Source organism: Ochrobactrum sp. A-1 (genome assembly GCF_022488005.1).
Lineage (GTDB): Bacteria > Pseudomonadota > Alphaproteobacteria > Rhizobiales > Rhizobiaceae > Brucella.
Genome location: NZ_JAKVQC010000004.1, coordinates 1,249,956 through 1,276,664, shown reverse-complemented (window position 1 = coordinate 1,276,664; position 26,709 = coordinate 1,249,956). Strand labels below are relative to the sequence as shown.

The window sequence follows — 26,709 nt, the reverse complement described above, 5'->3', positions numbered from 1 at the left end:
CCACGCCGTCACGCTCGATACTAATATAAGCCATAGCTTGAATAAGTATGTAGTTCGAGCATTGACATGGGATCATCACACGGTATTATGTGTGAGACAATCACATGGATATTTAAGATGACTCGTTTAATCTCACCTTCCGAAGTTGAAGCAAGAACCGGCCTTTCACCTGATGTTTTGAGGGATTGGCGGCGTCGTGGACTTCTCCAACTGGGTACTCAACAGGATAATGGCCGATGGGGGTATTCCGTAGGCGATGTAGCTCAATTGGCCGTTGTCAACATTCTCATGAAGTGGCGAATAATTTCAGATCTGACAGACGCTTTCCACGTCGCCGGTTCTGCGGTTCCATACGTTTACGCTGCTGTCGCTGATGATCCAGTTTACGCAAAAAAAGTAGGTAAGCTGCCTTTTCTTGTAGCTTTTAATTTTTGGGAGGGAGGGCGGCTGCAAGTTGAGGTGCACGCCAGCTTGGACGAGGTGTTTAAGTTACAGCCTCTGGGGCTTATTGCCCTCGATCTAAATAAGGTCATGGAACAATTGCACGAACCTCTCAACGGACTGTTTGAATAAGTTTAGAGAATGGAGATCGAATAATGGGCCTGCCTTTCCCTAAACTTTTCTCGCGTGCGAACAAAGGGAATCCAAATCATAAACGTGCCGTGAACGCCGCAAGCGTGAATTGGCCCGATGACTCGCGCATGATCTCTGGATCGGCTGATATTCGTCAGGCAGGCCAGACAGTTTCGCAGCGTGTTGCGGGTCTTTATGTGAACGATCCCGTTGTGCGTTCGGCGGTCAATCTCGTTGTATCGCAGATCGTCGGCAGCGGTGTTCGGTTGAACACGCCAGATCAGATCGTTGATGCACGGTTCAATGCCACGCGCATTGATCCATCTGCGCTAATGTCGGTCACTGCCATGCAGCGTGCTTCGATCCGTTCATGGGTGATCAGCGGTGAAATTCTCGGTTTGCATCGTGTCATTGATGGCCGGTACGCATTCCAGCTTCTCGACCCGGAACAGCTTGATCGCTCCAAGAATGAAGATTTGGGCACGTCTGGCTCTATCGTCGCCGGTGTCGAGCGTGATGGCCGTGGCGTGATTGCCGGTTATTGGATATTGCCGAACTCTCCCGGCGATCCATTTGCCCGTAACACGCAATCGGTTCGTTTTGATGCATCGGACGTTGTGCATGTGTTTGAGCATGAGTTTCCCGGACAGGTGCGCGGTATCAGTGCGCTTGTCGCAACATTGCCGGTTCTCAACAATGCAAGCATTGCCATAGAAGCACGGCTCAAGCAGTTGCAAGTCAGTGCGATGCTGACAGCAATCTTGACCAGTCCTGACGGCACAGACGCTTTTGACGGTGAGCCTAATCCATCGTTGGAACCCGGTGCCATTATTCGTGCACGTCCAGGCGAACAGGTTGAAGTCGTCAACGGCCCACAGTCGCCGGACTTCAACGCATTTATCAAGGTGCTTTATCGCCAGATAGCGGCGTCAGTTGGCGTGACCTATGAAGACCTGATCGGTGATCTTGAGGGTGTGAATTATTCCAGCTTTCGTGGCGGTGCCTTGACGGCACGCCGCAAGGCGGAAGCCACTCGCAAAGTGATTTTGATCGAGGGCGTTCTCGATCCCGTATTCTCCCGCTGGCAAGCAATTGAGCGATTGGCAGGCCGGATAAGAGCCGATCTTGACCACGGTTGGATTGAACCAAGCTGGCCGGAAATTGACCGTCTCAAGGAAGCCAATGCCGATATTTCCTTGCTGAATGCTGGTTTGAAATCTCGCAAGGAAATCATCGAAGCGAGAGGCCGCGAATACGAGACTGTGCAGTCAGAAATTGAAGCCGACAAAACCGTCAAAATTCAAGGAAATAAACAATGACAAATCTTGTTCGTCGGTTTCAGGCACAGGCCAAACCGAACAGTTACGATCCAGAAACGCGTTCATTTACGGTTGTTGTCGCAACATCTGCGCCCGTAAATTGCGGAAGCCATTTCGAAGTGCTGGACCTTGCATCGTTTGGCGCTGACGGCTGGCCGGAAAGCCTGCCACTGCAAACAGATCATTCCATCAGTGTTCGTGACACGGTGGGCATTCTTAAAAACTTCCGCCTCGAAACAATCGAAGGCAACATTCAAGCCCTCATAGCCGAAGGGCGCTTATCTTCGCGCGCTGATAATGACGCGCTAGCAGCCAATCTTAAAGATGGCGTGCAATCGAGTTTTTCCATTTCCTTTTCAGTTTCGAAATGGCGTGACAGCAAAGACCCAGAAACAGGCCGCAAGATCAGAACAGCCCTTTCGGGGAAGCTGATCGAGGGCAGCTTTGTGGTCAACCCTGCTGATCCCCATTCAAAAATCAGGAGCAGTCCTATGGACCCCGAAGATGTGATCGAAAACAACCGCATGTCGGTTGAACAATGGGACACGGTTTGTCGTGCCGCTGGCGTTCCAGATGCCGTGCGTGAAGCACTGCGCAATTCTGATGCGCCCGACAGTGAGCGCACGGCCTTGGCGCTTGCAGCGGTAGAGCGTGGCGCTCCACCTGTCCGCACAATCCGCCAGCATAATGACGAGACACTCGACAATCCTGTCGTTCTGCGCAATGCGGTTGTGAACTTCTATGATGCCGTCAATCGTGGTGAACAGCCGAACGGACAGGCTGCGGAAGTGTTTGCACAGGGTGAACGCGCATTGGCCGAGCGCCTTTGCCGCAATGCTGGTATTGCAACCATCGGCCTGTCTGATGCGGAAGTTGTTCGTCGTGCTGCCACAACGTCCGATTTTCCACTGATTGCAGGCGGCACTTTCAATCTCGCTATGCGCCGCGAACTGGATGCAGCGGCTTCGCCTATGGCCGCTTTGTTTGGTCGCGACAGTGTTTCGACATTCAATGCAGAAACACGCGGCCTTGCCGATTGGACCAGCCTTGCAATCGCCGACAAATTGGAAAGCGGTGAATACAAGCATTCGTTCATTCACGAAACTGGTGAAACTGTCAGTGTTGCCGTGATCGGCGGCATTACGAGCAAGTCATATGAATTGACGATCAATGCCGGTTCTCGCCTTGGCAATGACGGTACGCAGTTTGGCAAGCGCATGGCTGCGGAAATTGCAGATCGTCAGGTTGCATATGTGCAGCAGGGCAGCTTGTCCGGTCCGAAAATGAAGGACGGTCAGACAGTTTTCCATACCAGTCGTGGTAATATTGTTGATTTCACGCTGGATGGTCTGACGGAAGTTAAGCAGATCATGGGCGCTCGTTCTGCGATGGCAAAGCGTAAGGGCGTGGGTGATGTGATGATCGGTGTCTATCCGACACATTGGCTTGTGCACTCTGATTTTGAGGAAACAGCGCTTCGCCTTCTCGCCAGCATTCAGGCTTCTGCAATCGCTGACGTGAACCCGCTGGCAGGTAAGCTGCAAGTGGTCGTTGAACCGCGTCTAACTGATCCTGATGCGTCTTGGCTGGTTGCAGCACCGTCGAAGATGGACGGCGCTGTTCGCGTTTATCTGCAAGGACAGGAAGCGCCTTTCACTGACAGCCGTATCGATTTCAATACGGATGCAGTGCAGTTCAAGATACGCCACCCGTTCGGCCTTGGCTGGCTTGAGTGGCGCAGCTGGACGCGCCTTGATCACAAGGCGGAATAAGCCATGAACGTAACCGAGATGCAGCAGCAACTTGCAAACCTTCGAGCTTTACGGGCGGAAGGTGTTCGCAAGACCCGCTTTGGGGATGATGAAACCGAATATCGCAGTGACGCTGAATTGGCCGCTGCCATTGCTGATCTCGAAACCCGGATTGCGGCGGCTTTAAAGCCGTCGCGCCGGTTGATTTATCCTAGAGTTTCTAAGGGCTACTGATATGCGAAACTATGTGCAGCATGGAAATATTGTTGATCTCACCGCGCCGCTTGCCGGGGTTCTGTCGGGTGAAGGTTTTTTGACTGGTGATCTATTCGGCGTTGCCGCCACGAATGCCGGTGCAGGACAGAAAGTATCGACCTATCTGGAAGGCGTTTTCAATCTTCCAAAGGCCACGGGTGCGGGGCTGGTCGAGGGGCAGAAAGCTTTTTGGGACGCGACTGCCAAGAAAGTCACTGCCAGTGACACTGGAAATACATTGATCGGCCATGCGGTTGAAACAGCGGCTGCGGCTGCGGTTTCTGTTGCTGTGCGATTGGCTCGATAAGGGGGCGGTAATGGATATGCAGCTTCTTGGAATGCGGCTTTATAACGGTGCGGCAAAGCCTGACTTTGATTTGCTGGCCTATGCCGATCTTAGCGTTGCCGGAGGTCTCACCATTCGTGGTGCGGCTCTGGTATCGAGAGACGGTGAATATCGCGTTTGGCCGCCACTTAGTAAAGATGACCGCAAGGCCGTCAGGTGGCGGCATGACAGCCCATTCCATGAGGCTGCAATAAATCTTGTTCTGCCTGCTTATCGGGCTATTTCGGGCAAATTGGAGGGCTAAGCCATGGCTAAGCGTTCTGTACTTATGAAAAACGCGGAGGAATTTCCACGAATATTGTTGGGGGATCGTCCCCCTTCATACCTGGGTAAAGCACGTCTCGCTACGGAACTCGATATTAGCGAAACAACTGTTGATGATTATGTACGGCGCGGGTTGCTTCCGAAGCCTGTCAGGCTCGGCGGCTCCGTACGCTGGAGCTGGACGCAGGTTCAAGCTCTGCTTGAGGCGCACTCTGGTAGCGGGCAATCCGATGATCCATTCTTGGCAGGGTTGAACAATGTCTCGCAAACAACGTAGGCCAGCTACCGTTTCGCTGCCAAAAGGTGTTCACCGTGTGGTGTCACGCGGAAGAGAGTATTTTTATTACCAGACAGGGCGCGGCACGAATCATGTTGGTGAACGCATAAAGCTCCCGAACGATCCCCATTCGCCTGAGTTCTGGCAGGCTGTCCGGCAGGCACAAGGCGTTTGTGGGCCGATAGTCGATGGCACCATAGGCGCATTAATTGATGCTTATCAGGAGGCATGGCCGGGCCTGCCGCGAAAGCTGGCTGACAGCACTACAGAACAATATCGGCGGCAACTACGCGTGGTACGGAAAGTATGGGGCGAGCTACAGGCGGACGCTCTCAGGCCGTCACATGTGCAGGCTTTGATGGAAAAGATCGGTGCAAAGACACCGGGTGCAGCGAATAATCTTCTCGATGCACTGCGCGCCATGTGCCGTTGGGCGAGCGGGCCACGTGAATTGTTGAGCCGGGATCCCACGCAAGGAGTTGCGCACTTCCAGCAAGGCGAGGGCCATAAGCCTTGGACGCCAGATCAACTGGCTTTCGCTGACGAGAATTTCACAGGGATGCTACGGCGCGCCTATGTGCTGGCGCGATATACCGGGCAGCGAATAAGTGATGTTGTCAGGCTCAGCTGGACTGATATTGACGATGGCGGTTTCAGCCTTCCACAGAAAAAGACCGGCGTTCGGCCTTGGTGTCCGATCTTTCCAGAGCTCGAGGCGGAAATGGCGAAATGGGAAAAAAGGCCCGGTCCATTTCTGTATCAGGACAACGGCAAGCCCTTCACCACAAATCTTATGTGGAAATGGCTCAAGGAAGCCAGAGAAGACCGGCCAGTCATTGAGGATGTTGTCTGGCATGGTCTGCGCGCCAATGCGGTTATCAGGCTACGGCAAGCCGGTTTCAGCGTTCCGCAGATTTGTGACGCGGTTGGAATGAGTCCGCAAATGGTCGAGCGGTATAGCCGTTACGCGGATCGTAAGATGGGCGGAAAAGCCATTCTGATGGACTTCCAGAAACGGAAACAGAACGAAACTGTAAAACAGTTGAAAACTGGAAAACGAAAATGACCAAAAATCAATCGGTTATCAGTAAGGAAACGAAGTGGAGGCTTCTGTTGCCAGGTGCCTCCGAACCCCGCCTTAAGGGGCTAACCCTAAGGACTTTAGAGTGGGTTTCCCGCACCGCCATTAGGCAGCGAGAGCATAACCCTGAGCTTTGTTGTCATTTGCAACTACTCAATTGACCCGATAACGGTGGTATCATGCCGAGTAAAAGAGCGATCTTTACACCCTTGTCGATCCTATTTCGCCCCCGCCACAGTACAAACCGATAGGCTGATCTGTATTCTGGTGGAGGCGCCGGGTACCGCCCCCGGGTCCAATGGGTTTATTACACCGTCCGTTTATCACCATAGTCGGCTTGCGCCGACACGCCGTATATAGGCGCGGTTGATCGTGATTGGAAGAGGGGGCGCAGTTTTTAACGGGGTTTGCCTGCGAACCTCGACAACTAGCCCTTGCGTTCATTTTTCATTGACAGCCTGCATTTGCTGGTCAATCCTCGCAACATATCGGGGTCGGCAAGTGAATTTTTATATAGCCGGATTCCGTGGCTGAAACGGGGTAGTGTACCCCATTCGAAGGAGAGTGGATATATGAGTGAATATCTCGCGGATGTCCGTCGCTACGATGCCGGTGCCGATGAAGCTGTAGTCGACAAGATCGTCAAGCATCTGGGTATTGCGTTGCGCAATCGCGATTCCTCGCTCGTTTCGGCAACGGACCCGGAAGAGATGAAGCGCGTCCGCACCAACTGGGTTGCGAAGAAACTCGGCGTCGATGATGAAGCCAAGGGCGATGAAGTGGTTGCGCATGTTGCAGAAGTTATGAAGGGCGACCGCAACAAAAATCGCGTCACCTTCTATTATCTGGTTGCAAAGCAGCTCGGAAAACTCGGCGACCTTTGATCCACAGCGATCTCGTGAATCCAAAGCCCCGGTGTCTCACGCCGGGGTTTTTTCTTTATAGTGGTTTCAAAACGAATCGGTTCCGGATAATCCTCATGCGCACCTATCTCGATCTTCTTCAACATGTGCTGGATAACGGCGTGGACCGTGGCGACCGCACAGGCACCGGCACGCGGTCGGTTTTCGGCTATCAGATGCGCTTCAATCTTGAAGAAGGCTTCCCGGTTCTTACGACCAAGAAGCTGCATCTCCGCTCGATTATCCATGAGCTGCTGTGGTTCCTGAAAGGCGACACGAATATCGCCTATCTGAAAGAAAATGGCGTATCGATCTGGGATGAATGGGCAGACGAGAATGGCGACCTCGGGCCGGTTTATGGTTATCAGTGGCGCTCTTGGCCAGCGCCAGACGGCCGGCACATCGATCAGATCGCGAATCTCCTGAAGATGCTGCATGGAAATCCCAATTCGCGGCGTCTGATCGTATCGGCGTGGAACCCGGCGTTGGTCGATGAAATGGCCCTGCCGCCATGTCACTGTCTTTTCCAGTTTTATGTCGCGGACGGAAAGCTCTCCTGCCAGCTTTATCAACGCTCGGCGGATATTTTTCTGGGTGTGCCGAGATTTTCCGACATCGAGGCGGTACCTTTCGCCCAAGCGGCTTGAAAGAAAAAGGTTTTCTTCGCGGATCGTATGGTACCGGTACCGCAACAGGAAACGAAAACGACATTCAAATTATTTTTTGCGCGACTGAGCGGTATTGCACTTATCGGCCTCGTTAAGCACAATCGGATCAAATAACAGAAGACGGAAAAAATGAGCAATCATCCCGAGTTCCAGTATATCAATATCCTTCGCCAGTTATTACAGCACGGTGACAGGCGTATGGACAGGACAGGTACCGGGACATTGGCAGTGTTCGGTTCGATGATGCGTTTCGACATGTCTGACGGCAGTTTTCCCGTCTACACGACTAAGCGCGTATATTGGAAGACTGCTGTTAAAGAGATGCTATGGTTTCTGTCGGGGCAAACCAATATTCGCACATTGTTACAGGAGAATGTTCGGATTTGGTCAGATTGGCCTTTGGCGAAGTATCGAAAAGCTACGGGTTCTTCATTATCTCAAGAAGAGTTCGAGACCAAAATTCTTTTGGATGAAGACTTCGCCAATGAGTGGGGGGATTTGGGACCGGTATACGGAAAGCAATGGCGTCGTTGGCGAGCAGCGGACGGGACAGAGTATGACCAGCTTGCTGAGGTTATTGAGCTGCTGAGAAAAGATCCAGCGAGTCGTCGAATGTTGTTTCATGCATGGAACGTGCCTGAATTGAAACAGATGGCATTATCTCCGTGCCATATGACTTATCAATTTTTTGCCTCTGGTATTGATGGTATGGCTCCGGCGCGGCTTTCGTTGATGGTAACTCAGCGTTCAAGTGACATGGGCTTGGGCAATCCATTTAATGTCGCGCAACAGGCGGCATTACTCGCAATGGTGGCTCAACAAGTTGACATGTTGCCTGGAGAGTTGATTTGGACTGGCGGAGACGTCCACCTATACCTTGACCACATTCATCTAGCCGAAACAATCATATCTAGGCAACCAAAGCCGTTCCCTAAGCTCGAATTTGCTCGTAAACCCGATAGTATTGACGACTATAAAATCAGTGACTTCATCGTAACTGGCTATGATCCTCATCCGGCAATCCAAGCTCCAGTCGCGGTTTAGTTTAGCGCTCAACCTGACTGTGATCATTCGCAGAATTGACTCACGCACAGTCAGGAGAGTGATGCCGGGACAACAGGTGAGGCATGTCTTTACGTGACAGATTGGAAACGTTGCTGTCGCAACTTTATTGCCAAGGCACCATTCCACGAAACAGATATGGAAAAATCGCGCGAAATCAGCTTGCCCGCATGCTGGGAGTACATGGTTCATATCTGACACCACATAGAGATATTCTCGAAACTTACGAGAATAAGATCGGAATTTTACATCCCATCGATGCTGCCATTCCACGTATGGAAGCCGTCGTCCAAAAACTTATTGAGGGCGGTACTTTAAATGTCCGTAACGGAAAGGTTGACCGAAAACAGATTGGCGATCTAGCTGGTATCAAGGCAGTAACGTCCATTATGGATCGATTTCCGCAGCTGATCGATTTTTATCGAACTGCTGATGCCCATGTTAAAGCTATTGACTACAAACGTCGAGATGTTGTGGCTTCCTTAGAACGGCTTAAGGCTTTTCTGGCTGATGGGAACAAGGAAATTCACAAGAACGGTCTTTCCTTCGATTGCGCGAAGATTGGCAAGGCGATAGGGATTTCAAAACATAGATTAAGACAACCACCCCTTGTCGATTTAATCAGTGAAGCAGAAGCAAAATACGAGAAAGAATTGCGAGCGGAAGGTCTCACCGGATTTTTTCATGGGAGAGTATTTCTGTTTAGCAATTTGGTTGATAAGGGGTGGAACGGTGGCCTCCTCCAAAGAATTGTACAAGTTTTTCAGAATACATTTTGCGAAAGACCAAAAACTAGTGTTGAGGAGGCATACTTAGCGACCGTTCAATTTCTCAGTTGGTTTGCAGAAACAAAAACTGAGGTAGTCCGTAGAGTATTTAAGAATGTGAACGATGGTGTACACTCAAGCCAATCCGACTGGCTAGAAGCACTTCTATCTTACAATTCATGGCTCCTTGGAACTCCTTCCTGCAAAAATGTATTTCACGTGCAAAATCTTCTTCAGGCAATGGCAACCGAGGGATTGGTAGCGCACATACCAATTTCATTCAGATCCAGACGTCCAAAAGCATCCGGGCATTATCCAACATTGGCTGAAGCCAAAAACAAACTAGCTTCCGTAAATCGGAATAACGAGACGAGTGCGGACGACTACCTACTTTTTGCTACGGAAATGCTTAGTCAAGCTGGCGCTGCCAAAGGCATCGAGGTTGATGCCCGTGAACAAAGCGCCTTTGTTCATAGTCTCAGATCGGAACTTGGCAAAAGAGACATCGAGCGTGGAAATAATCCGGCAGAAATAATAAGAAATTTGATGCGTCGCAGACTGGAGTTAATTGAGACTGCAGCACTGCAAAAGTTTGAATTCTACAAGGATACTTATGAGAGAGGACAGCAGCACATCTCTGTTGGGCGCGACTGTTCTAAGGATTGGCGGATGCTAACCATGGTCCGCGAAGGAAAAGCTGCGTACAGGAAGAGGCTTCGAAAATGGTTTCCTCTTGATGCACCTGATCAAGCAAAGGCGAACCTGCTGAAACTTTTGGAAGTTAGATTTGATTGTCTCGTCCCGACAAGCAAAACTGTTACCGAACCTGAATATTCATTCTTAAAGAAGCGAGCATTGGAGAACGACGGGTTCGTTGACTTGCAGGCGTCATTGTGGCCTTCACCTGAAGCGTTTGGTGCCGCATTGGTGCTTTATCTAATTCAAACAGGTGCGAACCCTGTGGTCGGTCGAGTAATGCCTGCCGACACCATTAGGCCCAGCCCAGAGGCCGGTTACATCAGCTTGAATTCTTCCAAGATCAAAGCTGGTGGAAAACCAATATACTCAGAGATCCCAGCAAATTGTCCTGCTGCAAAGGCTTTACTTTGGCTGGCAGACGTCCGCCGAAATCATAAAATACCTATTTCCCCGGAAAATGCTGGCATGTTCCACGTGCTACGCACGAACACTACTTTTCAGCTTATGCCCGACGAATGGTTTCGTGTGTTCTTCAAAAAGCTCATTTCCACGGTACCTGAACTTCATGACCTTCGCATCACCCCGGGTATGTTGAGGCCAACTGTTCTTTTGTTGGCGGCTTTGGAAGAAGACGGACGGGTGAGAACAAGCGTTACGTTAGGACAACACGGTGAGCACGTTAATCAACGTTACACAGGTCGATACCCACTCCTGTTGATGCATGACAGTGAAATTGCGCTTTTCAACCGATTCTATGAGACCTTGGCGGTACAGAACATAGAGAGCGCCCACATTATACTAGGCGTTGAAGCTCAAGAGTTTGCCAAGGTTCTCGACTCCATCGCCAGGACAGGGTTGGGTACATTGTGCCGCGATCCGGCTGGTAAGCCCGGAGCTCAGGGATTGCGTTGTACGACGCTCGATTGTTATGATTGTCCGCAACTTATTCTCTTGGCAAAAGTGGAAGAAATAGCACTTCTTCGAATCTGGCAATTGACTCTTAGAGACGTTGAAGGAGACTGGTTAAGAGACCATCCAGAGCGCTGGGAGGCAGTTTGGCTTCCTTGGCTCTGTTTCGTTGACGCCGTCGAAGCGAGAATGAAATTCAAATTTCGGAGAATTTGGCGAGATGCAGGCCGCTTAGCGGACAAGATTATGAATTCCCCTGATTTTCTTCCTAAGAAACCGTGGTGAAATGTCAGGTACTTCTCCAAACACACTTCATCAGCATTTACTAGGGTCAGATCGTATTCGGGCGTGGTTAGATGCAGGTACACCTTATGAATGTGATTGCTGGAAAGTCCATGATTCAGGTGGTCAAAATAAGACGCGAGAGTTGGACTTTGCAGTGCCTATGGCCGATGGAAAGCTGCTTTCTGAACATACACGGCTATATCAAACGGCAAAGGAATTGGTGTTCTGGTTACGTGAAGATATCTACACTAGTTTTACAGATGTATTTACGCATCGCAATTATTTTTCAATAGTCGTTCAACTTTGCTATTGGGTGGTCGAACGTCAACGATCATCTTTTGCAGAACTGAGCGCTCTCGATATCGAAGAGATGATGGGTGCGGCGGCCTTTGGGGCTGATCGCGTTTATGGAGCATCGAAGAAAGTCCGCACGTTCTTATCCCGCTATGATACGTGGGAAAGTATTCCGAACAAATTTCGTAAAGGCAGAGAGTTCGAGCGAGATGCTGTGATTGCTGCGTGTAATCTGCCGAAATGGAGAACTCCGAAGCTAAATTTTGAGTTCGAATATGCAGCTGAAAGGCTAAACGGAAACAAACTTCCGCAACGCCCGCAGTATTTTGACGAGATGTTAACAGAGACTCGCTTAAGATCTTATTTTACAGTTATTGAAGCATTATTTGTTTTCCGACAGTTCATGCGAGCCGAAGGTCTTCTTTTTAAACCTTTTCCAAATGGCGTTGATGCAGCAGCAAAAACGCTCGGCAGATCAGCCACAAAGGTGCCCATTGCACCAATAAATCTGGTTCTGAAACTGCTGGAAGAAAGTGTCATTGTAATAACGGGCACGGCCGATATTGCCCTTTCTGATTACAAGACGTCGGTATTGGGTCGTCTGAACGGTAACTATAAGCATTTCGAAGCCATTGCCGCGAGAAAGCAGTTAATAAAATTTGCATCAGCATGTTATGTTCTAATAGCTGCATTCACGGCTCGGCGGACAGAAGAGATTCGGCTAATTGAGCGAGATTGCCTTGCTGGTAATGACCAATTCGGCTGGTGGATGAAGGTTTTTATCGTTAAAAACCATAAGAAAAAGACTTGGATACCGGTTCCCAATATTGTTGCTAAGGCAGTCAAGTCTATGCAAAATCTGGATTTTCAATGTAATCTAGCGCCCACCGATCCGTTGTTCAGATTTTTTGATCCGATACTAAATAGAGTATCGCATTTTCACATCCATTTGACTCTTGATAACTTTGCAAGTTCGGTGAATGCTTGTTCATACTTAGACTCTGAAGAAACTTCGCGTGAATGGCATTGGCAAACAAGGCAGTTTCGCAGATTCTTCGCGGTTCTATTTCTTTACAGATATCAGGGCAGTATTGAGGCACTGTCCCATCATTTACGGCATTTTAACTTGGAAATGACGCGGTCGTATCTGACTCTCGATCCTGAATTGAGTGCAATATGGCTGAATGAAGAATGGGGGTTTAAGAAGAAACTTGCAACCGCAATTGCAACCGGTGACACTTCTTATTCTGGTGCGGTTGGTGACCGCTTGAAGAAAACGGCTAAGAAACTGGTTGAGAAGTTTTACGGTTCTTTGGTTGTTGTTGAGGAGGAGATCATAGAAATGACGCTTCGCATCATGGACCGCCAGCATTATATTTTTACACCGAAGCCATGGGTGATTTGTGCGTGTCCAAACACAGAAAAAGGGGCGTCGAAAGCTTCCTGCAGACGGATGGATTCTGCGCCAGCTAGTCACTTTGGCCCAAGATTCGCAAACGCAGGTCCGACCGTTTGCGGCGGATGCCCCTGGGAACTCACGACACCCCATAATAGAGATTACATCAAACGAGTGATTGATGAATTATCAGTGAGCGAGCCGAACGAATCCATCACGCTATTTGGCGAACTACAAACAGCTAATCTCGCCTCTTTACAAGCTTTTCGAGCAAAGCGGCCAAGTTAGGTTCTTATATGAATAGAGACGCGAAAACATCTGTTCATAACCGAATACTCCGGATTAAGTATCTGTTGCAGGAGTGGTCGAGAACAGGATTTCCGTCGGACGTTAAGTTGCCAACAAGCTTAAACAAAATCAGAGAGTGGGAAAAACCTGATCTTGGTATTGAGAAAATCGGTTCCAAGCGTGACTTTACGAAGACACATCGCTTGTGGGGCGACGACGTGAAAGAAATCGACGAGCTTCTCAAGTCGTTGAAACCTCAGAGGTCTAACAGAACACCTCACTATCGATCTGAGTCAAGCAGACGCGTCCTTGCCCAAACCAAGCTTCGTGAAAACGAGATCTTGTTGGCTAAGGTCACTTCGCAATGGCACGAAGAGCGGGAAGCATTGCGAAAAGCCAGTGCAAAAATTGAACATCTGGAGTTGAGTAATCGATTATTGGCGGATAAAAATTCGGCGCTAGAAGTCCAGCTTTCCGAGGCGCGTAGAGAATTGGCAAGTCGCGACGGTTCAATTCGTCTTCTGAGACCAAATGATGTCGGATAATCTCGGTCTGCTGGAAGGAATCCTTGAAACCTACTTGCTTCGCGGGCACGCGCCTAAGTTCAATGGTAAGCTTCATCGAGCGAGTCTTGCAAAGGCGCTGGGGATCAGCGAAAGCAAGCTTAGCCGAATGTCATCGCTACAAGAACGAATGAGCCGTTTTGAATATGATTACCTCGCCAATCTAGATGACTCGCGGGATGCCGCTGTACGTGAACGCGATTATGAGAAAGATGGTTATTGCGAAGCAACGGATAGCAAAATCCTATCTTTTAGAAAGACTGTACAAACGGGACGAATAATTGCTTCAATAGTGAAGTTCGATGGAATCGAGTATCGCATTCCTACGCTGGTCTGGCCATCCGGCATCGATGCTATCGCTTCAGATTGGCTGCGCAACATTGCAATAAAGCGCAATAGACCTTTCAGTACCGTAGAAGAATACGCAAAAGTATATCGCAAGTTTGTTAATTTTAGAGATCGAAATAATCATCGTTGGGATGACGTGAACGACGATACTCTACGTGCTTGGCTTGCTGAAATGAAATTAGATGGGCTGGGAGCACGGCGCATTAATAGTTCTATCAATACAGTATATGATTTCTATAGGTGGGCGGAGGAAACTGGTAGGCTCAAGGATCATGTGGAGATCGTTGAACGACAATTTCTCCCCGACCATTTGAAAAGCTTTAAGTTTCCGATCTCCAGTAGAAGAGTTCAACAACGAAGAAACGGTTTGATCACGACTACTTGGCGGACGTCAGTTTTTACGACCGGTGTCACCTCCAGTCATAATAAAAGGCACACGCCGACCGCCGATCAGATTGACAGTATTTTTGATATAGCGATTGATGATCTCCGACATGGGGCCCGCAACTCATTGTTGCTTTCGTGGGCCCTTGATACAGGAGGCCGCAATCACGAGATACTGCAGCTCCGCTTATCGGACCTCCCTCAGACTGATGATGAGTTGCGAAGGATGCACGAGATGGATTTCTGGCCGATATCGGTCAAACGCAAGGGAGGTAAAGAAAAAAGAGGAGTTTTGCGGCCCTCATCGGATCTGATCCGCCGTACCATCGTATATATAAAAACAGAACGTGCGGAGCTAGCGGCTCAAATCTGCGGGAGACAGCGTGGTGATTGTAAATACGTGTTTCTCTCGGAAAAAGGACGGGTGCTTTCAACTGATAGTGTTACTAGGATCGTAGGAAAGATTTTTAGAGCGGCAGGCGTCGAGAATGCAAACATCCATCGACTGAGAGCAAAGTTCGCGCAGAATATGGTCGAGGCAGCGCTGGACGCACTTCAAGATGCCGGGATAGCGGTTGGCGGAACATCAAACTGGCATGAGACTGCTCTTACCATGGCGCAAGAAATGATGGGGCATAGTTCAATTGAATCTTTAAGACCATATTTGCAGGTACTGTTGAAGCGCCGTGTGGATCTCTCACCAACATATCAGAAGAACAAGGAAAACGGCGCTCAGCGCGAAAGGCGCTTGCTAGGTGTTCAGGAAACACGCTTACTCAAAAGCGACACTGAGTTATCTCGCATTGCCAGTTTAATTAGGCAAGGCGAGAAAAAGGCGGCGGCAGAATCGCTTCGTTCGCTTGCAAGTGCGTTTGAATCCTTAGATGACTAACTTTCCATGGCGAATAGTCTGCTTCAAAATGTGGCGTAGTTTGTGCTCATAATATACTGCTCATTCTGTACTGATCACCAAACCCCACCAAAATCCGTTCAGCCCCTGTTCCCATCTATAGCCAAATGGATTGCAAATAATCCGACTTCGGCCAATCTGCACGTCGAATGCATGATGTGTATGCCCGCAAATCCACAGCGCAGGTGCTCGTTCGGAGTGAAGGATGTCATCGAAGGCATCTGATCCGCACGCAAACAAATAGTTGCCGATTGAGTGTGTATAGACTGGTGGTGTGCAATCGGAGTGTGGCATGTGATGTGTCAGAACTACTGTGCTGCCATCAAATGGTTCTGCTAGCTTTTGTCGAATGTAAGCGGCATCTGAAAGGTGTAGATCGAGCATATCCTCTGGCGTGAATGGCCTCCCATTTCCCATATGGATGGCACGGAAGTCATTCAGTATTGCCCGCGCTTCTTGCATACGCTGCGCCAGATCAGACTTCTTAGAGAGGTTCATCTGAAAATCGACCCATAGGCTCGCGCCAATAAATCGAATGTTGTCGATAATCACCTCGTCTTGATCAAGGCAGTAAAACCGCTGCGGCCATTGCAGAGAAAGGGTTTCGATTGCCTTGATGGTCTGCCTGTCGCTTTCAAGCGAGCGTTCTCGATCATTTATGAGCCACTTGTTTTGGTAGAATTCATGATTTCCAGGCACATAAATAATCGGCTTTTCAAAGCGTCTGATCAAGAATTCTAACGTGATGTGAAGATCAGGCGCTGCGTTGAGATCGCCAGCGATTATTATCAAATCGCATTCTGGCGCGTTCTCACGCGACGGATAGTCGACTTCTTGCAGTTCATGGTGGACGTCAGACCAGATCCAAAGTTTCATTCCCTTATCCCCTTTGTTGTCCGCAATTGCCGACAGTTTTCATGCCAAACCTGTCTATGACAGGCGCTCACGTTCCTCGACTGACCCGCAGAAAAATTCAAACTGCGAATTCAGTTGATGACGTGCAGCACGATGTACGTTTTTCTCAATTACCGATGTCTTTTTGGCCCAGTCGGTAAAAGCGGCTGAATGTGCGAGCGTAGTTTCTGTCGAGATCGAGAAGCCAAAGTTCTGAAGTGATGCCATTAGGCACGATTTGTCCGAGCCGAGGATGTTCGAATAATACACCCTCTAAGCAAGTTGCGCGGCGTGCGCTGAGCTTCCAGCAAGTTATTGCTGGAGAATTTGAAAGTTGGCGCTCATCTGGATGTTCACCGTTGAATATGCGTTCAAGATCCGTGACCAAGGCCTTCAGCATATCGATTTCGATTTCCAGTTGTTCGCGATTGTATTTTCCGTTTTTGATTATGACAGCCATAATAAGATCCTGAAGAATGAAGAAATGAGGGGCCATTCGGGCGCGCTACAACGCGCCCGTGGAATGGCGTTTCTTGTTCAACGTGTTTGATTAATGTTGCGAGCAAATGCTGAACCGTTCAGCGTGGAACATGCAACAGTCGGAGAATGGCTCAGGAGCCCCGCTTACTGGGCTTGATCTGGAACGAGTGTGTGGAATTGCAATGGTTTCGCTCGTGTCAGTTCTTCAAGCGCCAGCCGATTGATGATCGAATCGATCTTTCGATGTTGTTCCGTCTCATCAGTGGAAATGCTGTTACTAAACCAAAAGCTCAGCATGTGCCGTTGCTGTCTCTGAATTTCCAGCGCGTGTTGTGCGGTACCCGGTCTACCAGTTAGCTGGTCTAAATCGTGAAGCGCCCAAACGCCTTCCAGATATTTTGTCTCGCTGAGTAACGGATCTATAATGACGAACTCTGTTCGTTCTATCTCAACGCCAAAGTACTGTGCCGCCAAGCGAGGCAAAAAGCCTGCGAGCCTCGCCTTGTCTTCTTCGTACTGAATTAGCGCAATTCGTTCAGCGCCAATACCGTAGGCGATATGAATATAACGCAAGCATTTTTGTTGCAAATCGTAAACGATGAGATCGAATGCAAAGCCGCCTGATAAATAAGTCGGCGTCAGAGAAGGCTGATAGTGCATAATGCCCTCGGCTTCTTCCGAAAGAGCGCCCACCAATTTTCTCATGCTACTGGATGATATTGGAATTCCTGACGTTGTCGTGGAAGTTCTTTCATCAGCGACCGAAATTATACTCTCAAGGTAACCAATGATTTTTTCTCCTTCGCTCCAGATTGCGTAACGAAAATATTCGTCGACACGCTCCGTACTCTGAGGATCGCGTTCTTGCTTGTTAATGCGATTGTGAAGTTCACTTAGCTGCAATGCCGCATTCAATCCACGTCCTGGATGCCGTCGTGGAACTTCATTTTTCATAAGAATAACATGACCGATTGGGGAGTTTTCAGGCATAAGTTCTCCTGTCCGGCACATGGGCTACATGCGCCAAATTCGATGTGAAACCAGTTTAAACGATGACGTCATCGACGGACAAAAAGGGGCAATCCGCCTAATCATCAAATCTTTAACTCACTGATTCGGTGTCTGTGTGAGCGATAATCCAGCTTATGTCAGAATTGCCAGAAATAGGCAATTAAATTCCTAAATATGGCAAATAAATACCGATTTAAGGCAAATTAGGGGGTGTAGCAGTTGCATACTCCCTGAATTAAAAGAAAAGGATGGATATACCGATTGCACTTTTGCGAGCCGCAAGACTCGCACTCGATTTAAGTCGAGAAGAGCTCGCCGCAGAAGCGGGGGTAAGCGTGCGGACTATCGGAAGCTTTGAAAGAAATGCAGGCGTAAAAATTGAAACTCAGCGGAAAATCCAATCAGCTCTGGAACGAAAAGGTGTAACCTTTATTTATAGAGATAAATCCAAGGGCTTCGGTTTAATAATGCCGAAAAGCTGGCCTTCATAAACTTTAATTTATTTTAGCTTTTTCATAAAAAATCGCCGCCCTTAATTTTTATGGGCCGCCAAACGTAATGCTCGTGAGTACGTTCAAAATCTGGCCATTCCAATGTCGAATTACAATTGGTGGAGTCGCAGGTCGTGCATTTAAACTTGAGGGTATAGGGGTTGCTTCCGTGGCCAAAGATCGATGCGAGATCGCTGGCCAGAAACCGGGCACTCCGTTTGCAGGTACGGCACTCGGCCTTTACGAACAATCGATGCCGTGAAGCCTGTCCAAGTGTTTTAATCGTGCTTGTCATGCACTAGGTATAGAACAAAACAGGAACTCAGATAAAGGACTATCCCGACGAACCAATTAGATCTGCGACCAATCGCGGTACAAATTCGCGAGCTGTCCGACCTGCACCGATTAATGTCGCAGATGCCGCACCAGTCCAGTTGCCATAACCAGCAAGCCACAAACCAGGTTCTTTAATGGATCGTTGTTCAATGACTTGAACCCGTCCGTCCGGTTCAACAACGCCGAGGGGTTTCAGGTGATTCGTTGCAGGACGAAATCCTGTGCACCAGATTACCGCGTCGATTTTGGTCTCTGTTTGGTCAGCCCAAACGACACCATCTTCTGTAAATTGCTTAAAGGGGCGTACGGCGTTCAATACGCCTCGGTCGCGCGCGGCTTTTACCGGAGAGACCATAATAATGTCCCCAATTGTCGTATTGGCGTCGACATCTCCCCGTACGCGTGCACTGGCGTTTTCAAAAAGCACTCGGCCGTCAATTTCGTCAGGCAGAAACACTGGCGGCGTCAGTGTCACCCAAATTGTTTCTGCGACGGTACTTAAATCAGCGAGAATTTGTGCCCCTGAATTGCCTCCGCCAACAATAAGCACACGCTGGCCAGCAAAATCATCGGCAGTTTCATAATGTGCAGAATGAATTTGAACGCCTGAGAACAGGTCCTTGCCGGGGTAGTCGGGGACAAACGGTTTCGACCATGTCCCAGTGGCACTGATAACCGCACGACAGGTTCGGCTCGATCCATCCGCCAATGTAGCCCGAAGAATATCATTTTCACGGGTGACAGATTCTACCTTGTGTGGGCGTTCGACAGGAAGCTTATAGCGTTCCTCATAACGCTGAAGGTAGCTGATCACTTCATCGCGCGTAGGATAACCATCTGATTCCCGACTGGGAGGCATCAGCCAGCCAGGGAGCGAACTGAAACTGGCAGGCGAAAAAAGGCGCAGAGAATCCCATCCATGCACCCATGCCCCGCCTGGTTCATTGCCGTCATCCAGGATAGTGAATTCTACCTCAGCACGGCGGAGATAGTACGCAGCCGCAAGCCCGGTTTGACCTCCACCGATTATGATCACATCGTGATCGATTTTCGGGCTATCCATGGGTACCGGAGTATTCAGATTTATTGTCACGCTACCTATCCCCGCCAATGTACCATTACAAAGACAATCAATTGCAAAACGGCTTATAACGCCACCTTGGCTAAACGGGCTTTTTCAGCCTCATTTTCCAGTCGGACCAATAACCCGAAGGCAATGAGCGAGGATACGCTACAAGCAATAACGATTGCGAGCGCCGCCTTTACACCCAAATGCCCCATTGCGAATGCCATCGCAAATGGAGCCATTGCTGACACAATAAGCCGTGCCGACATTATTTTACCCTGCATTGCGCCATATCCTTCGCTTCCGAACAGCGAAAGAGGCAGCGTCCCTGACACTATACTGAAGAGGCCGTTACCAAAGCCGAACAGACAGGCAAATATTAACGCCGCAGCTATGAATGGAGCGCCGAGCATCAGGCAGGTGACTGCAAGCGCCATTAGTGAGGAAGAAATGATCGCGAGTTTGATCGGAGCAAGGTTCTTGCCGCCGATCATGTTTATCAGACGGCTGGTCACCTGGGATGGACCAAACATCGCCCCTATCAAGGCTGCCGATCCTGCAAGACCAAGGCCTTTCAACATCGGAATCATATGAACGAGGATAGCTGCTGCGATCAACGATTGAAACGAAAGACCGATTAGCAGGTACATGAAACCTCGCCGACGAAAAAGCCTTGGCAGCGTCCCTTCAGTTATCGTGCGCGATCCATTCGCCGAACTTGTACGTGCTTTCGACGCGAGATTTCGCGCTAGCCAAAAGTGAACTGGCATACAAAGAACGAAGTGAAGACATGCGAACAGCAGATAAATTTGCTGCCATGTCAGCCATTGCTGAAGAGAGGTGGTGATCGGCCAAAAGATTGTCGAGGCAAATCCTGCAATCAAAGTCAGGTAAGTGATGCTGCGCTGTGCAACCGTTGGTGCAAGTTGCACCAGAAGAACAAAGGCCGCGCCGTACTGCACGAGGTTCGCGGCCACTTCGATAAGCGTCAGGGTTGCTGCGAATGTGACCGCATTGGGTGAAAAGGCACTGGCGACCAACGCAGTGGCCGCTATTATTGAGCCAACGGTCATCACGCGACCTGCACCGAGGCGATCAATGAGACGTCCCATCCAGGGTGCCAGGAAGCCCCCCGTCAGGAGAGCGACCGACAACGCTCCGAATATCCATTCATTCGAAACAGAGAAATCTTGCGCCATAGATGGCGCAAGAATGCTGAAGGAATAATATAATGTGCCGTAGCCAATATTCTGGGTCAGTCCTAGACCGACAATGGCGGCGATAGGAAGCCGTTGGACGCTCATGATGATTTTATCGCCATAGTTTTACAGTTTAACGGCGTCAAAGAACTAAACCTGCATCATGCACAACATTGCGAGTTAGTTGGGTCACAGCAGGAACTGGCTCCTTTTATTTGCTCTGCCAGCCACCGATCTCTGGGTTTGCAGCTGGAAGGACGTGCCGTTAAAGCCACTTCAAAGGTACCCTTGGTCAGAAGCGGTGCAGTTGCGTAATAAAGTGCCATGGGCCGCTTTCCATCGCTGACTTCAAATGTGAGCCTGGCACCGGGTTCCAACTGGACGTGCTTCGATACTTTGTGAATGATTGCCGCGAATTTCGCCGCTGGCATATGGCTTCTGTCATCTTCATCTATGTCCCAGAGCTGAACAAACATCTCTGACCATGCTTCCGGATTAGCGCCACAATCCAGAGCAGAGAACTGACCTGCCTTGACTTCGGTAACATGATAGCCGGGTTTCGTTGGATGCCCCTCATAGAAGAACACCAACGGTGCCTCTGGTGCTTCTTGCAATCCATTGAGGAGATCGTCGAGGCTGATTTCAGGCGATACGCTCTTGTCGATTACGTTCATGTTCGGTATCCTCGATTCAATAATTCAAGGATTGTTGAAATATGGATGACCGTCAAGCTCTTTTATCATTTGCAGCACTCTCACAGGAAACGCGTCTTGGCATTATCAGGACATTGGTCGTTGCTGGACGAGAGGGACTGGCCGCAGGAGCAATTGCGGAACGCATGGGCGTATCTCCGTCAAATGTCAGTTTTCATTTGAAAGAACTGGAAAGGGCGGGATTGATATCGCAACGGCGTGAGTCACGCTCGCTCATCTATGTCGCCAATTATCAATCCATGGCCGATCTCATCAAATTTCTGATGGAGGACTGTTGCGCGGGCGATCAGATCATTAAGGCGACTGTGGAGGAACCAGATGGCTGCTGTACGTCCGGGCAGGAAACGGAAGCTGGGTCACTTCGCTGAAGCAGACCCATTTGTTTCAAAATGGCTGGCATATTGAGCGCTCGCGCAACAGGATGTCTTGCGAGACGCTCAATCTTTTTCTGAATTCATATTGATTTCAACGAAACACGCTTTTCGAGTTTGGCCGCTTCTTCCTTGCGCTCGCTATATCGGTCTGTGAGATGATCCGAGATGCCACGCGTCAGAAGTGTAAACTTCATCAGTTCTTCCATCACATCGACCACGCGATCATAGAATGATGAGGGTTTCATCCGTCCAGCGTCGTCAAATTCCTGCCAGGCCTTTGCGACGGATGACTGGTTTGGAATGGTGATCATTCGCATCCAGCGCCCCAGAATGCGCATCTGATTGACGGCGTTGAAGCTCTGCGATCCGCCTGAAACTTGCATCAATGCCAGAGTTCGGCCCTGCGTCGGACGAATTGCTCCACCCGGCAAAGGAATCCAGTCGATCTGCGATTTCATGACGGCGCTCATGGCTCCATGACGTTCTGGACTGGTCCAGACTTGCCCTTCTGACCAAAGCATTGCCTCACGCAATTCCTGAACCTTCGGATGCTCTGCCGAACCGTCGTCTGGCAAGGGAAGACCATTGGCATGAAAGACACGCGTTTCAGCGCCCATTGCATCGAGAAGGCGCTGCGCCTCCAGCGTCAGAAACCGACTGTAGGAACGATCACGAAGCGAGCCATAGAGCAAAAGGATACGAGGCTTATGCTTTGGAAAGTCGACGCGTAGTGCATCCAGGTCGGGCAATGCGAAGGAATTCTGATCGAGGTTCGGCAGGTCCATGTCAGCGCGACTTTCTTTCATGGGTGATGACTTCTCCGTCCTCTTTGGTGAATGACGACACCGGGTTTTCCAGAATATCGAGAACCAGTTCTGACGGACGGCATAGTCTGGTGCCAAGCGGCGTTTCCACGATTGGACGATTGATCAGGATAGGATGCGCCATCATGAAGTCGACCAGTTCATCATCGGTCCAGTTGGGATCGGACAATCCCAGTTCGGCATATGGTGTGCCTTTCTCGCGAAGGAGTTGGCGAGGCGTCATCTGCATTGCTTGAAGCAATTCGACCAGTCGTTCTCGCGAAGGCGGATTTTGCACATATTCGATGACGACAGGCTCTTCGCCGCTGGCACGGATCAAGGCCAATGTGTTGCGAGACGTGCCACAGTTCGGATTGTGATAGATCATAACTGACATCAGAGTTTTCCTGTTTCGGTGACTGGCTTTTGATTGGCACCGCGTTCGTACCAGCCCTTGGAGCGGTTCACGATCCAGACGACCGAGAGCATGACGGGCACTTCAACAAGAACGCCAACCACTGTTGCGAGCGCCGCGCCAGATGAGAAGCCAAAAAGGCTGATTGCGGCTGCTACTGCCAGCTCGAAGAAGTTGGATGCGCCAATCAACGCTGAGGGACCGGCGACGCAATGTTGCTCGCCTGAAATGCGATTCAACAGATAGGCGAGGCCAGAGTTGAAATAGACCTGGATGAGGATAGGGACGGCCAGCATCGCAATGATCATGGGCTGTGCGATGATCTGCTCTCCTTGAAACCCGAAAAGCAAAATCAGGGTAGCGAGAAGGGCTAGGAGAGAAATAGGTTGGAGAGCATTCAGAAGGCGCGTCAGGGACTGCTGTCCACCGCCCTTAAGAAGGCCACTGCGCAGGACTTGCGCAATTATAACGGGGATCACAATGTAAAGAACGACAGAAATTACGAGCGTATCCCACGGCACGGTGATTGCAGACAAACCTAGAAGCAGTCCAACAATCGGTGCAAATGCGATGACCATGATCGCATCGTTCAGTGCGACCTGTGACAGCGTGAAATGCGGCTCGCCTTTCGTCAAATTCGACCAGACGAACACCATTGCCGTACAAGGGGCCGCTGCCAGAATAATCAGCCCAGCAATGTAGGAATCGATCTGGTCTGCAGGCAGATGAGGGCGAAACAGCCAGCCAATAAATAGCCAACCGAGAAGCGCCATAGAGAATGGTTTGACGGCCCAGTTGATAAATAGCGTGACACCGATACCGCGCCAATGTTCTGTGACTTGCTTAAGCGCCCCGAAATCGATTTTCAGAAGCATCGGAATAATCATAAGCCAGATCAGCACAGCGACTGGGATATTGACGTTTGCGACCTCGGCAGAGCCAAGCAGATGAAAGAATGCTGGGAATATATGCCCCAATGCGACACCGGCGACTATGCAAAGCGCCACCCAGACAGTCAGATAACGTTCGAAAGTGGACATCAGTTATTCTCCACATTTGTCTGTGTGCTACCTTCCATGGTGCCGATTTCTTTCAGATGATTTTGCAGCGCCATGCGGTCTATCGTGGCGTGGGGAAGGCTCAGGAAAGCCGATATCCGGTTCTTCAGAAAGCGGGCCGCCTGTGCAAAGGCGCGCTGTTTTTCTGCGTCATTTCCTTCGGCAGCGGCAGGGTCTTCGATGCCCCAGTGGGCTGTCATCGGATGTCCGATCCAGACAGGGCAGGCTTCTCCGGCAGCGTTGTCACAGACCGTGAAAATGAAATCCATCTGAGGGGCGTCGGCACCTGAAAACACGTCCCAGCTTTTTGAACTCAGGTTCTCCGTAGAATAGCCGAGAGCGTCCAGCTCCTTGATTGCGAGAGGATGAACGTCGCCTTTTGGCTGACTACCAGCCGAATAGGCGTGAAAACGCCCTTCACCGTCCTTGTTCAGAATTGCTTCGCCCAAAATTGAGCGTGCGGAATTGCCCGTGCACAAGAAGAGCACGTTGTATACATGGTCAGTCATTTGATTAGTCCGTTAGACGAGGGCCAAAATCATCGAGAATAGTTCATTGCGTTGCCGCTTTTGGTTCGCAGCACGGTGTCAGGCTTTCAATTAAAGGCGCACAAAGTTTCGCATTGCCACCACAACAGTCGTTGATCATGAAAAGCGTCAGTTCCCGAAATCGGTCAAGATCAGCACGATAGATGATCGAACGGCTGTGACGTTCGCCCCTCACAAGACCTGCACGCGACAACGTCGCAAGATGCGCGGACATTGTGTTCTGCGGAACATCCAGAATGCGTGCCAGTTCCCCTGCCGGAATACCGTCAGGTTCGTGCTTTACCAGCAGGCGGAATGTTTCGAGCCGTGTTAACTGAGCGAGGGCAGCCAGTGCCGCAATTGCGTCTTCGTTTTCCATATATCCAGAATAGCGGATATATAGCCGTTGTCAACCTGCTCTGATGATTTACAGGTTTCAAGTCCGACTTAAAATCGGTCGACAAGTTGCTTTACTGTTTGAGCTGCTAAGTTGTTCAAAGCTGAGCTCGTTGTGTTTCCCAACGATTTCAACATAATATCGTCAGAAAGCAGCTGACGCAGTTTCGGGATTTTGCGAACCGAATTCTCATTCGGCTGTTTGGATGAGGTCTCGCAACCCATTGCCAGCAGTCGGATCGTATTCGAAACGGCAGATGACATGCATATGGGCGTGAAAGACATGCTGCCCACCTGCTGCTCCAACGTTCCACCCTAAGGTGAAACCGTCAGGCTTGTATTCGGCCAGATGATTTTTCGCATTGCTGAGTATAAGCCCCAGGTCGGTCCATTCCTCTAACGAGAATTCAAACGGCGTTTCCACATGGCGATATGGGATAATCATGGCGGCCGGATTAGTCGGATGATCTTTTGCCATCAAGAAATGCGAGCGGTTTTGCACAAGCGGCTTTCCTCCAAACATGTTGTTTTGAACGCACCACTTGCAACCTGGCTTATTCATGTCGCCACACCTTTACAGCTGAGATCAATAGGATGAGCGCTAATGCTGGAAGCAGAACACCGCTTGGGAGGATGCCTAACAGAAACCCGCCAATGAAGGTTCCCACAATCGAGCCAGCTGCCATGACAACGAGGAACTGTTTGTTTCGTCCGAGAACGGAAAAGCTTTGATCGCGACTGTACCGAGCAAAGCCGACCAGCATCGTAGGCAAGCTGACCGCGAGTGAAAGAGATCCGGCGAGCTTGATATCCGCACCGAAGAGTAGCACGAGCGTAGGGATCAGAAGCTCTCCTCCCGCCACTCCCATCAACGAGGCCACGACACCAATTCCGAACCCAGCGATAACTCCCGCCACCAACTGAGCAGTACCGCTCAACAATTGACCCGACACAGAGGCATCGTGGCCGAACAGGAGAACGACTGCGATCACGACGAGCAGGCTGGCAATCAACTTGTAGAGCGTTTCCGATTTCAGTCGGGTGGCCCATCCTGCCCCGAACCATGCCCCTGCAAGGCTTCCCGCCAATAGGTTCACCACGATAGGCCAGTGTGCGGCGATCTGTGTAAAAGGTACAGTTCCAGCCCGGAATGGTAAAGCGGTCGCCACCACGACCAGGCTCATGGCTTTATTCAGAATGACGGCCTCCAGCGCGGCAAACCGGAACAATCCGATGAGAAGAGGCAATCTAAACTCGGCTCCTCCAAGACCGATTAGACCGCCGAGCGTGCCGATGATTGCCCCTCCTGCGAAGGCGCTCGGAAGCTTGCGAGGCGACGGCGCTGCTATGAGATCAGACATTGTCGCGTCCTTTCTTTAGTGCGAACGTGATATGGCGCTGAGCGACAGAGGTAGTATTGAAGAGACATATATGTCGTCTCCAGGCGCATGTTTCAGGCCCTCGACATGAGGCTGGGGAAGTAAACTTCTGATTTGCCGCCATGAACATATGGAATGGTGCGCTTTCGCAATATCCGTGTGGCGAAGTTGTCAGTTGAGCCCAGTGACAGCTTCGCCTCATGGCTTGTGTCGACCTTAAAGGCGG

At 50.1% G+C, this 26,709-nt stretch carries 29 protein-coding genes, 1 other RNA gene and 1 pseudogene; 17 read left to right on the top strand and 14 right to left on the bottom strand.

Annotated elements, in window-relative coordinates; genetic code table 11:
• Window positions 1-117 precede the first annotated feature (117 nt).
• From MKS82_RS15695 to MKS82_RS15660, 8 genes are all read left to right on the top strand, one after another.
• Entirely contained in the window at window positions 118-573 is a 456-nt protein-coding gene (locus tag MKS82_RS15695) for a MerR family transcriptional regulator (protein ID WP_240578992.1), read from the top strand.
• 128 nt (window positions 574-701) lie between these two features.
• A complete protein-coding gene (locus MKS82_RS15690; protein WP_240578991.1) occupies window positions 702-1,892 on the top strand; it encodes a phage portal protein in 1,191 nt (396 codons plus the stop codon).
• Window positions 1,889-3,664, top strand: a complete 1,776-nt coding sequence (locus MKS82_RS15685; protein ID WP_240578990.1) for a Mu-like prophage major head subunit gpT family protein — start codon at window positions 1,889-1,891, stop codon at window positions 3,662-3,664. Before MKS82_RS15690 ends, MKS82_RS15685 begins: the two co-directional genes overlap by 4 nt.
• A gap of 3 nt (window positions 3,665-3,667) precedes the next feature.
• Window positions 3,668-3,877: a phage head-tail joining protein gene (locus tag MKS82_RS15680; RefSeq protein WP_240578989.1), complete on the top strand. Its 210-nt coding sequence runs from the start codon at window positions 3,668-3,670 to the stop codon at window positions 3,875-3,877.
• A gap of 1 nt (window position 3,878) precedes the next feature.
• Window positions 3,879-4,205, top strand: coding sequence for a DUF2190 family protein (locus MKS82_RS15675; RefSeq protein ID WP_240578988.1), 327 nt, complete (start codon window positions 3,879-3,881; stop codon window positions 4,203-4,205).
• 10 nt (window positions 4,206-4,215) lie between these two features.
• A complete protein-coding gene (locus tag MKS82_RS15670; protein WP_240578987.1) occupies window positions 4,216-4,488 on the top strand; it encodes a hypothetical protein in 273 nt (90 codons plus the stop codon).
• Between the two features lie 3 nt (window positions 4,489-4,491).
• Window positions 4,492-4,785: a helix-turn-helix transcriptional regulator gene (locus MKS82_RS15665; RefSeq protein WP_240578986.1), complete on the top strand. Its 294-nt coding sequence runs from the start codon at window positions 4,492-4,494 to the stop codon at window positions 4,783-4,785.
• Complete coding sequence (locus MKS82_RS15660; RefSeq protein WP_240578985.1) at window positions 4,766-5,851, top strand: tyrosine-type recombinase/integrase; 1,086 nt, start codon at window positions 4,766-4,768, stop codon at window positions 5,849-5,851. The genes MKS82_RS15665 and MKS82_RS15660 overlap by 20 nt, the downstream gene beginning before the upstream one ends.
• Before the next feature lie 33 nt (window positions 5,852-5,884).
• Here the strand turns inward: MKS82_RS15660 and ssrA are convergent.
• Window positions 5,885-6,252: a transfer-messenger RNA gene (gene ssrA / locus MKS82_RS15655) on the bottom strand.
• Window positions 6,253-6,438: 186 nt separating this feature from the next.
• On the opposite strand from ssrA, the gene MKS82_RS15650 reads away from it, so the two are divergent.
• From MKS82_RS15650 to MKS82_RS15620, 7 genes and pseudogenes are all read left to right on the top strand, one after another.
• On the top strand, window positions 6,439-6,750 hold the full coding sequence (locus MKS82_RS15650) for a DUF2853 family protein (RefSeq protein WP_109989067.1): 312 nt from the start codon (window positions 6,439-6,441) through the stop codon (window positions 6,748-6,750).
• Window positions 6,751-6,845: 95 nt separating this feature from the next.
• Window positions 6,846-7,370 (top strand): annotated as a pseudogene (locus MKS82_RS15645) (thymidylate synthase); the annotation flags it as partial.
• Between the two features lie 195 nt (window positions 7,371-7,565).
• The gene (thyA, locus tag MKS82_RS15640; RefSeq protein WP_024899621.1) at window positions 7,566-8,480 is read left to right on the top strand and encodes a thymidylate synthase; all 915 of its coding nucleotides are present in this window, start codon (window positions 7,566-7,568) and stop codon (window positions 8,478-8,480) included.
• 83 nt (window positions 8,481-8,563) lie between these two features.
• Window positions 8,564-11,158 (top strand): hypothetical protein, encoded by a 2,595-nt coding sequence (locus MKS82_RS15635; RefSeq protein WP_240578984.1) that lies wholly within the window; start codon window positions 8,564-8,566, stop codon window positions 11,156-11,158.
• 1 nt (window position 11,159) lies between these two features.
• On the top strand, window positions 11,160-13,136 hold the full coding sequence (locus MKS82_RS15630; RefSeq protein ID WP_211692523.1) for a site-specific integrase: 1,977 nt from the start codon (window positions 11,160-11,162) through the stop codon (window positions 13,134-13,136).
• A gap of 8 nt (window positions 13,137-13,144) precedes the next feature.
• Window positions 13,145-13,681 carry a hypothetical protein gene (locus MKS82_RS15625; protein ID WP_024899685.1) on the top strand — a complete coding sequence of 179 codons (537 nt, stop codon included), beginning with the start codon at window positions 13,145-13,147 and terminating at the stop codon, window positions 13,679-13,681.
• The gene (locus MKS82_RS15620) at window positions 13,668-15,323 is read left to right on the top strand and encodes a tyrosine-type recombinase/integrase (RefSeq protein ID WP_211692521.1); all 1,656 of its coding nucleotides are present in this window, start codon (window positions 13,668-13,670) and stop codon (window positions 15,321-15,323) included. Before MKS82_RS15625 ends, MKS82_RS15620 begins: the two co-directional genes overlap by 14 nt.
• A gap of 60 nt (window positions 15,324-15,383) precedes the next feature.
• Here the strand turns inward: MKS82_RS15620 and MKS82_RS15615 are convergent, their stop codons facing one another.
• From MKS82_RS15615 to MKS82_RS15605, 3 genes are all read right to left on the bottom strand, one after another.
• Window positions 15,384-16,217 carry a metallophosphoesterase gene (locus MKS82_RS15615; RefSeq protein ID WP_024897577.1) on the bottom strand — a complete coding sequence of 278 codons (834 nt, stop codon included), beginning with the start codon at window positions 16,215-16,217 and terminating at the stop codon, window positions 15,384-15,386.
• Window positions 16,218-16,362: 145 nt separating this feature from the next.
• Window positions 16,363-16,695 (bottom strand): hypothetical protein, encoded by a 333-nt coding sequence (locus MKS82_RS15610; protein WP_235909067.1) that lies wholly within the window; start codon window positions 16,693-16,695, stop codon window positions 16,363-16,365.
• 164 nt (window positions 16,696-16,859) lie between these two features.
• Complete coding sequence (locus tag MKS82_RS15605; protein ID WP_024897574.1) at window positions 16,860-17,705, bottom strand: hypothetical protein; 846 nt, start codon at window positions 17,703-17,705, stop codon at window positions 16,860-16,862.
• Between the two features lie 269 nt (window positions 17,706-17,974).
• Here MKS82_RS15605 and MKS82_RS15600 point away from each other — a divergent pair, with 269 nt between their 5' ends.
• Window positions 17,975-18,217, top strand: coding sequence for a helix-turn-helix domain-containing protein (locus MKS82_RS15600; protein ID WP_084486796.1), 243 nt, complete (start codon window positions 17,975-17,977; stop codon window positions 18,215-18,217).
• 334 nt (window positions 18,218-18,551) lie between these two features.
• On the opposite strand, the gene MKS82_RS15595 is transcribed toward MKS82_RS15600, so the two are convergent.
• The 3 genes from MKS82_RS15595 to MKS82_RS15585 are packed head-to-tail and all read right to left on the bottom strand — an operon-like array spanning window position 18,552 to window position 21,492.
• Complete coding sequence (locus tag MKS82_RS15595) at window positions 18,552-19,646, bottom strand: ArsO family NAD(P)H-dependent flavin-containing monooxygenase (protein WP_240578983.1); 1,095 nt, start codon at window positions 19,644-19,646, stop codon at window positions 18,552-18,554.
• A 53-nt stretch (window positions 19,647-19,699) separates the two neighbouring features.
• Window positions 19,700-20,923: an arsenite efflux MFS transporter ArsK gene (arsK, locus tag MKS82_RS15590; protein ID WP_024897572.1), complete on the bottom strand. Its 1,224-nt coding sequence runs from the start codon at window positions 20,921-20,923 to the stop codon at window positions 19,700-19,702.
• 56 nt (window positions 20,924-20,979) lie between these two features.
• On the bottom strand, window positions 20,980-21,492 hold the full coding sequence (locus tag MKS82_RS15585) for a DUF6428 family protein (protein WP_024897571.1): 513 nt from the start codon (window positions 21,490-21,492) through the stop codon (window positions 20,980-20,982).
• Between the two features lie 41 nt (window positions 21,493-21,533).
• Here MKS82_RS15585 and MKS82_RS15580 point away from each other — a divergent pair, with 41 nt between their 5' ends.
• On the top strand, window positions 21,534-21,899 hold the full coding sequence (locus MKS82_RS15580; protein WP_024897570.1) for an ArsR/SmtB family transcription factor: 366 nt from the start codon (window positions 21,534-21,536) through the stop codon (window positions 21,897-21,899).
• Between the two features lie 86 nt (window positions 21,900-21,985).
• Here MKS82_RS15580 and arsH read toward each other — a convergent pair whose 3' ends face one another.
• The 7 genes from arsH to MKS82_RS15545 all read right to left on the bottom strand — a co-directional run bounded on the left by arsH (window position 21,986) and on the right by MKS82_RS15545 (window position 26,465).
• Window positions 21,986-22,711 (bottom strand): arsenical resistance protein ArsH, encoded by a 726-nt coding sequence (gene arsH, locus MKS82_RS15575; RefSeq protein WP_024897569.1) that lies wholly within the window; start codon window positions 22,709-22,711, stop codon window positions 21,986-21,988.
• The gene (arsC, locus tag MKS82_RS15570) at window positions 22,692-23,105 is read right to left on the bottom strand and encodes an arsenate reductase (glutaredoxin) (RefSeq protein WP_024897568.1); all 414 of its coding nucleotides are present in this window, start codon (window positions 23,103-23,105) and stop codon (window positions 22,692-22,694) included. Before arsC ends, arsH begins: the two co-directional genes overlap by 20 nt.
• Entirely contained in the window at window positions 23,105-24,163 is a 1,059-nt protein-coding gene (gene arsB / locus MKS82_RS15565) for an ACR3 family arsenite efflux transporter (protein WP_024897567.1), read from the bottom strand. The genes arsC and arsB overlap by 1 nt, the downstream gene beginning before the upstream one ends.
• Window positions 24,163-24,690, bottom strand: coding sequence for an arsenate reductase ArsC (locus MKS82_RS15560; protein ID WP_024897566.1), 528 nt, complete (start codon window positions 24,688-24,690; stop codon window positions 24,163-24,165). The genes arsB and MKS82_RS15560 overlap by 1 nt, the downstream gene beginning before the upstream one ends.
• Before the next feature lie 43 nt (window positions 24,691-24,733).
• Window positions 24,734-25,087, bottom strand: coding sequence for an ArsR/SmtB family transcription factor (locus tag MKS82_RS15555; protein WP_024897565.1), 354 nt, complete (start codon window positions 25,085-25,087; stop codon window positions 24,734-24,736).
• 207 nt (window positions 25,088-25,294) lie between these two features.
• On the bottom strand, window positions 25,295-25,666 hold the full coding sequence (locus MKS82_RS15550) for an HIT family protein (RefSeq protein WP_211692519.1): 372 nt from the start codon (window positions 25,664-25,666) through the stop codon (window positions 25,295-25,297).
• The gene (locus tag MKS82_RS15545) at window positions 25,659-26,465 is read right to left on the bottom strand and encodes a sulfite exporter TauE/SafE family protein (protein ID WP_024897564.1); all 807 of its coding nucleotides are present in this window, start codon (window positions 26,463-26,465) and stop codon (window positions 25,659-25,661) included. The genes MKS82_RS15550 and MKS82_RS15545 overlap by 8 nt, the downstream gene beginning before the upstream one ends.
• Between the last annotated feature and the right edge of the window lie 244 nt (window positions 26,466-26,709).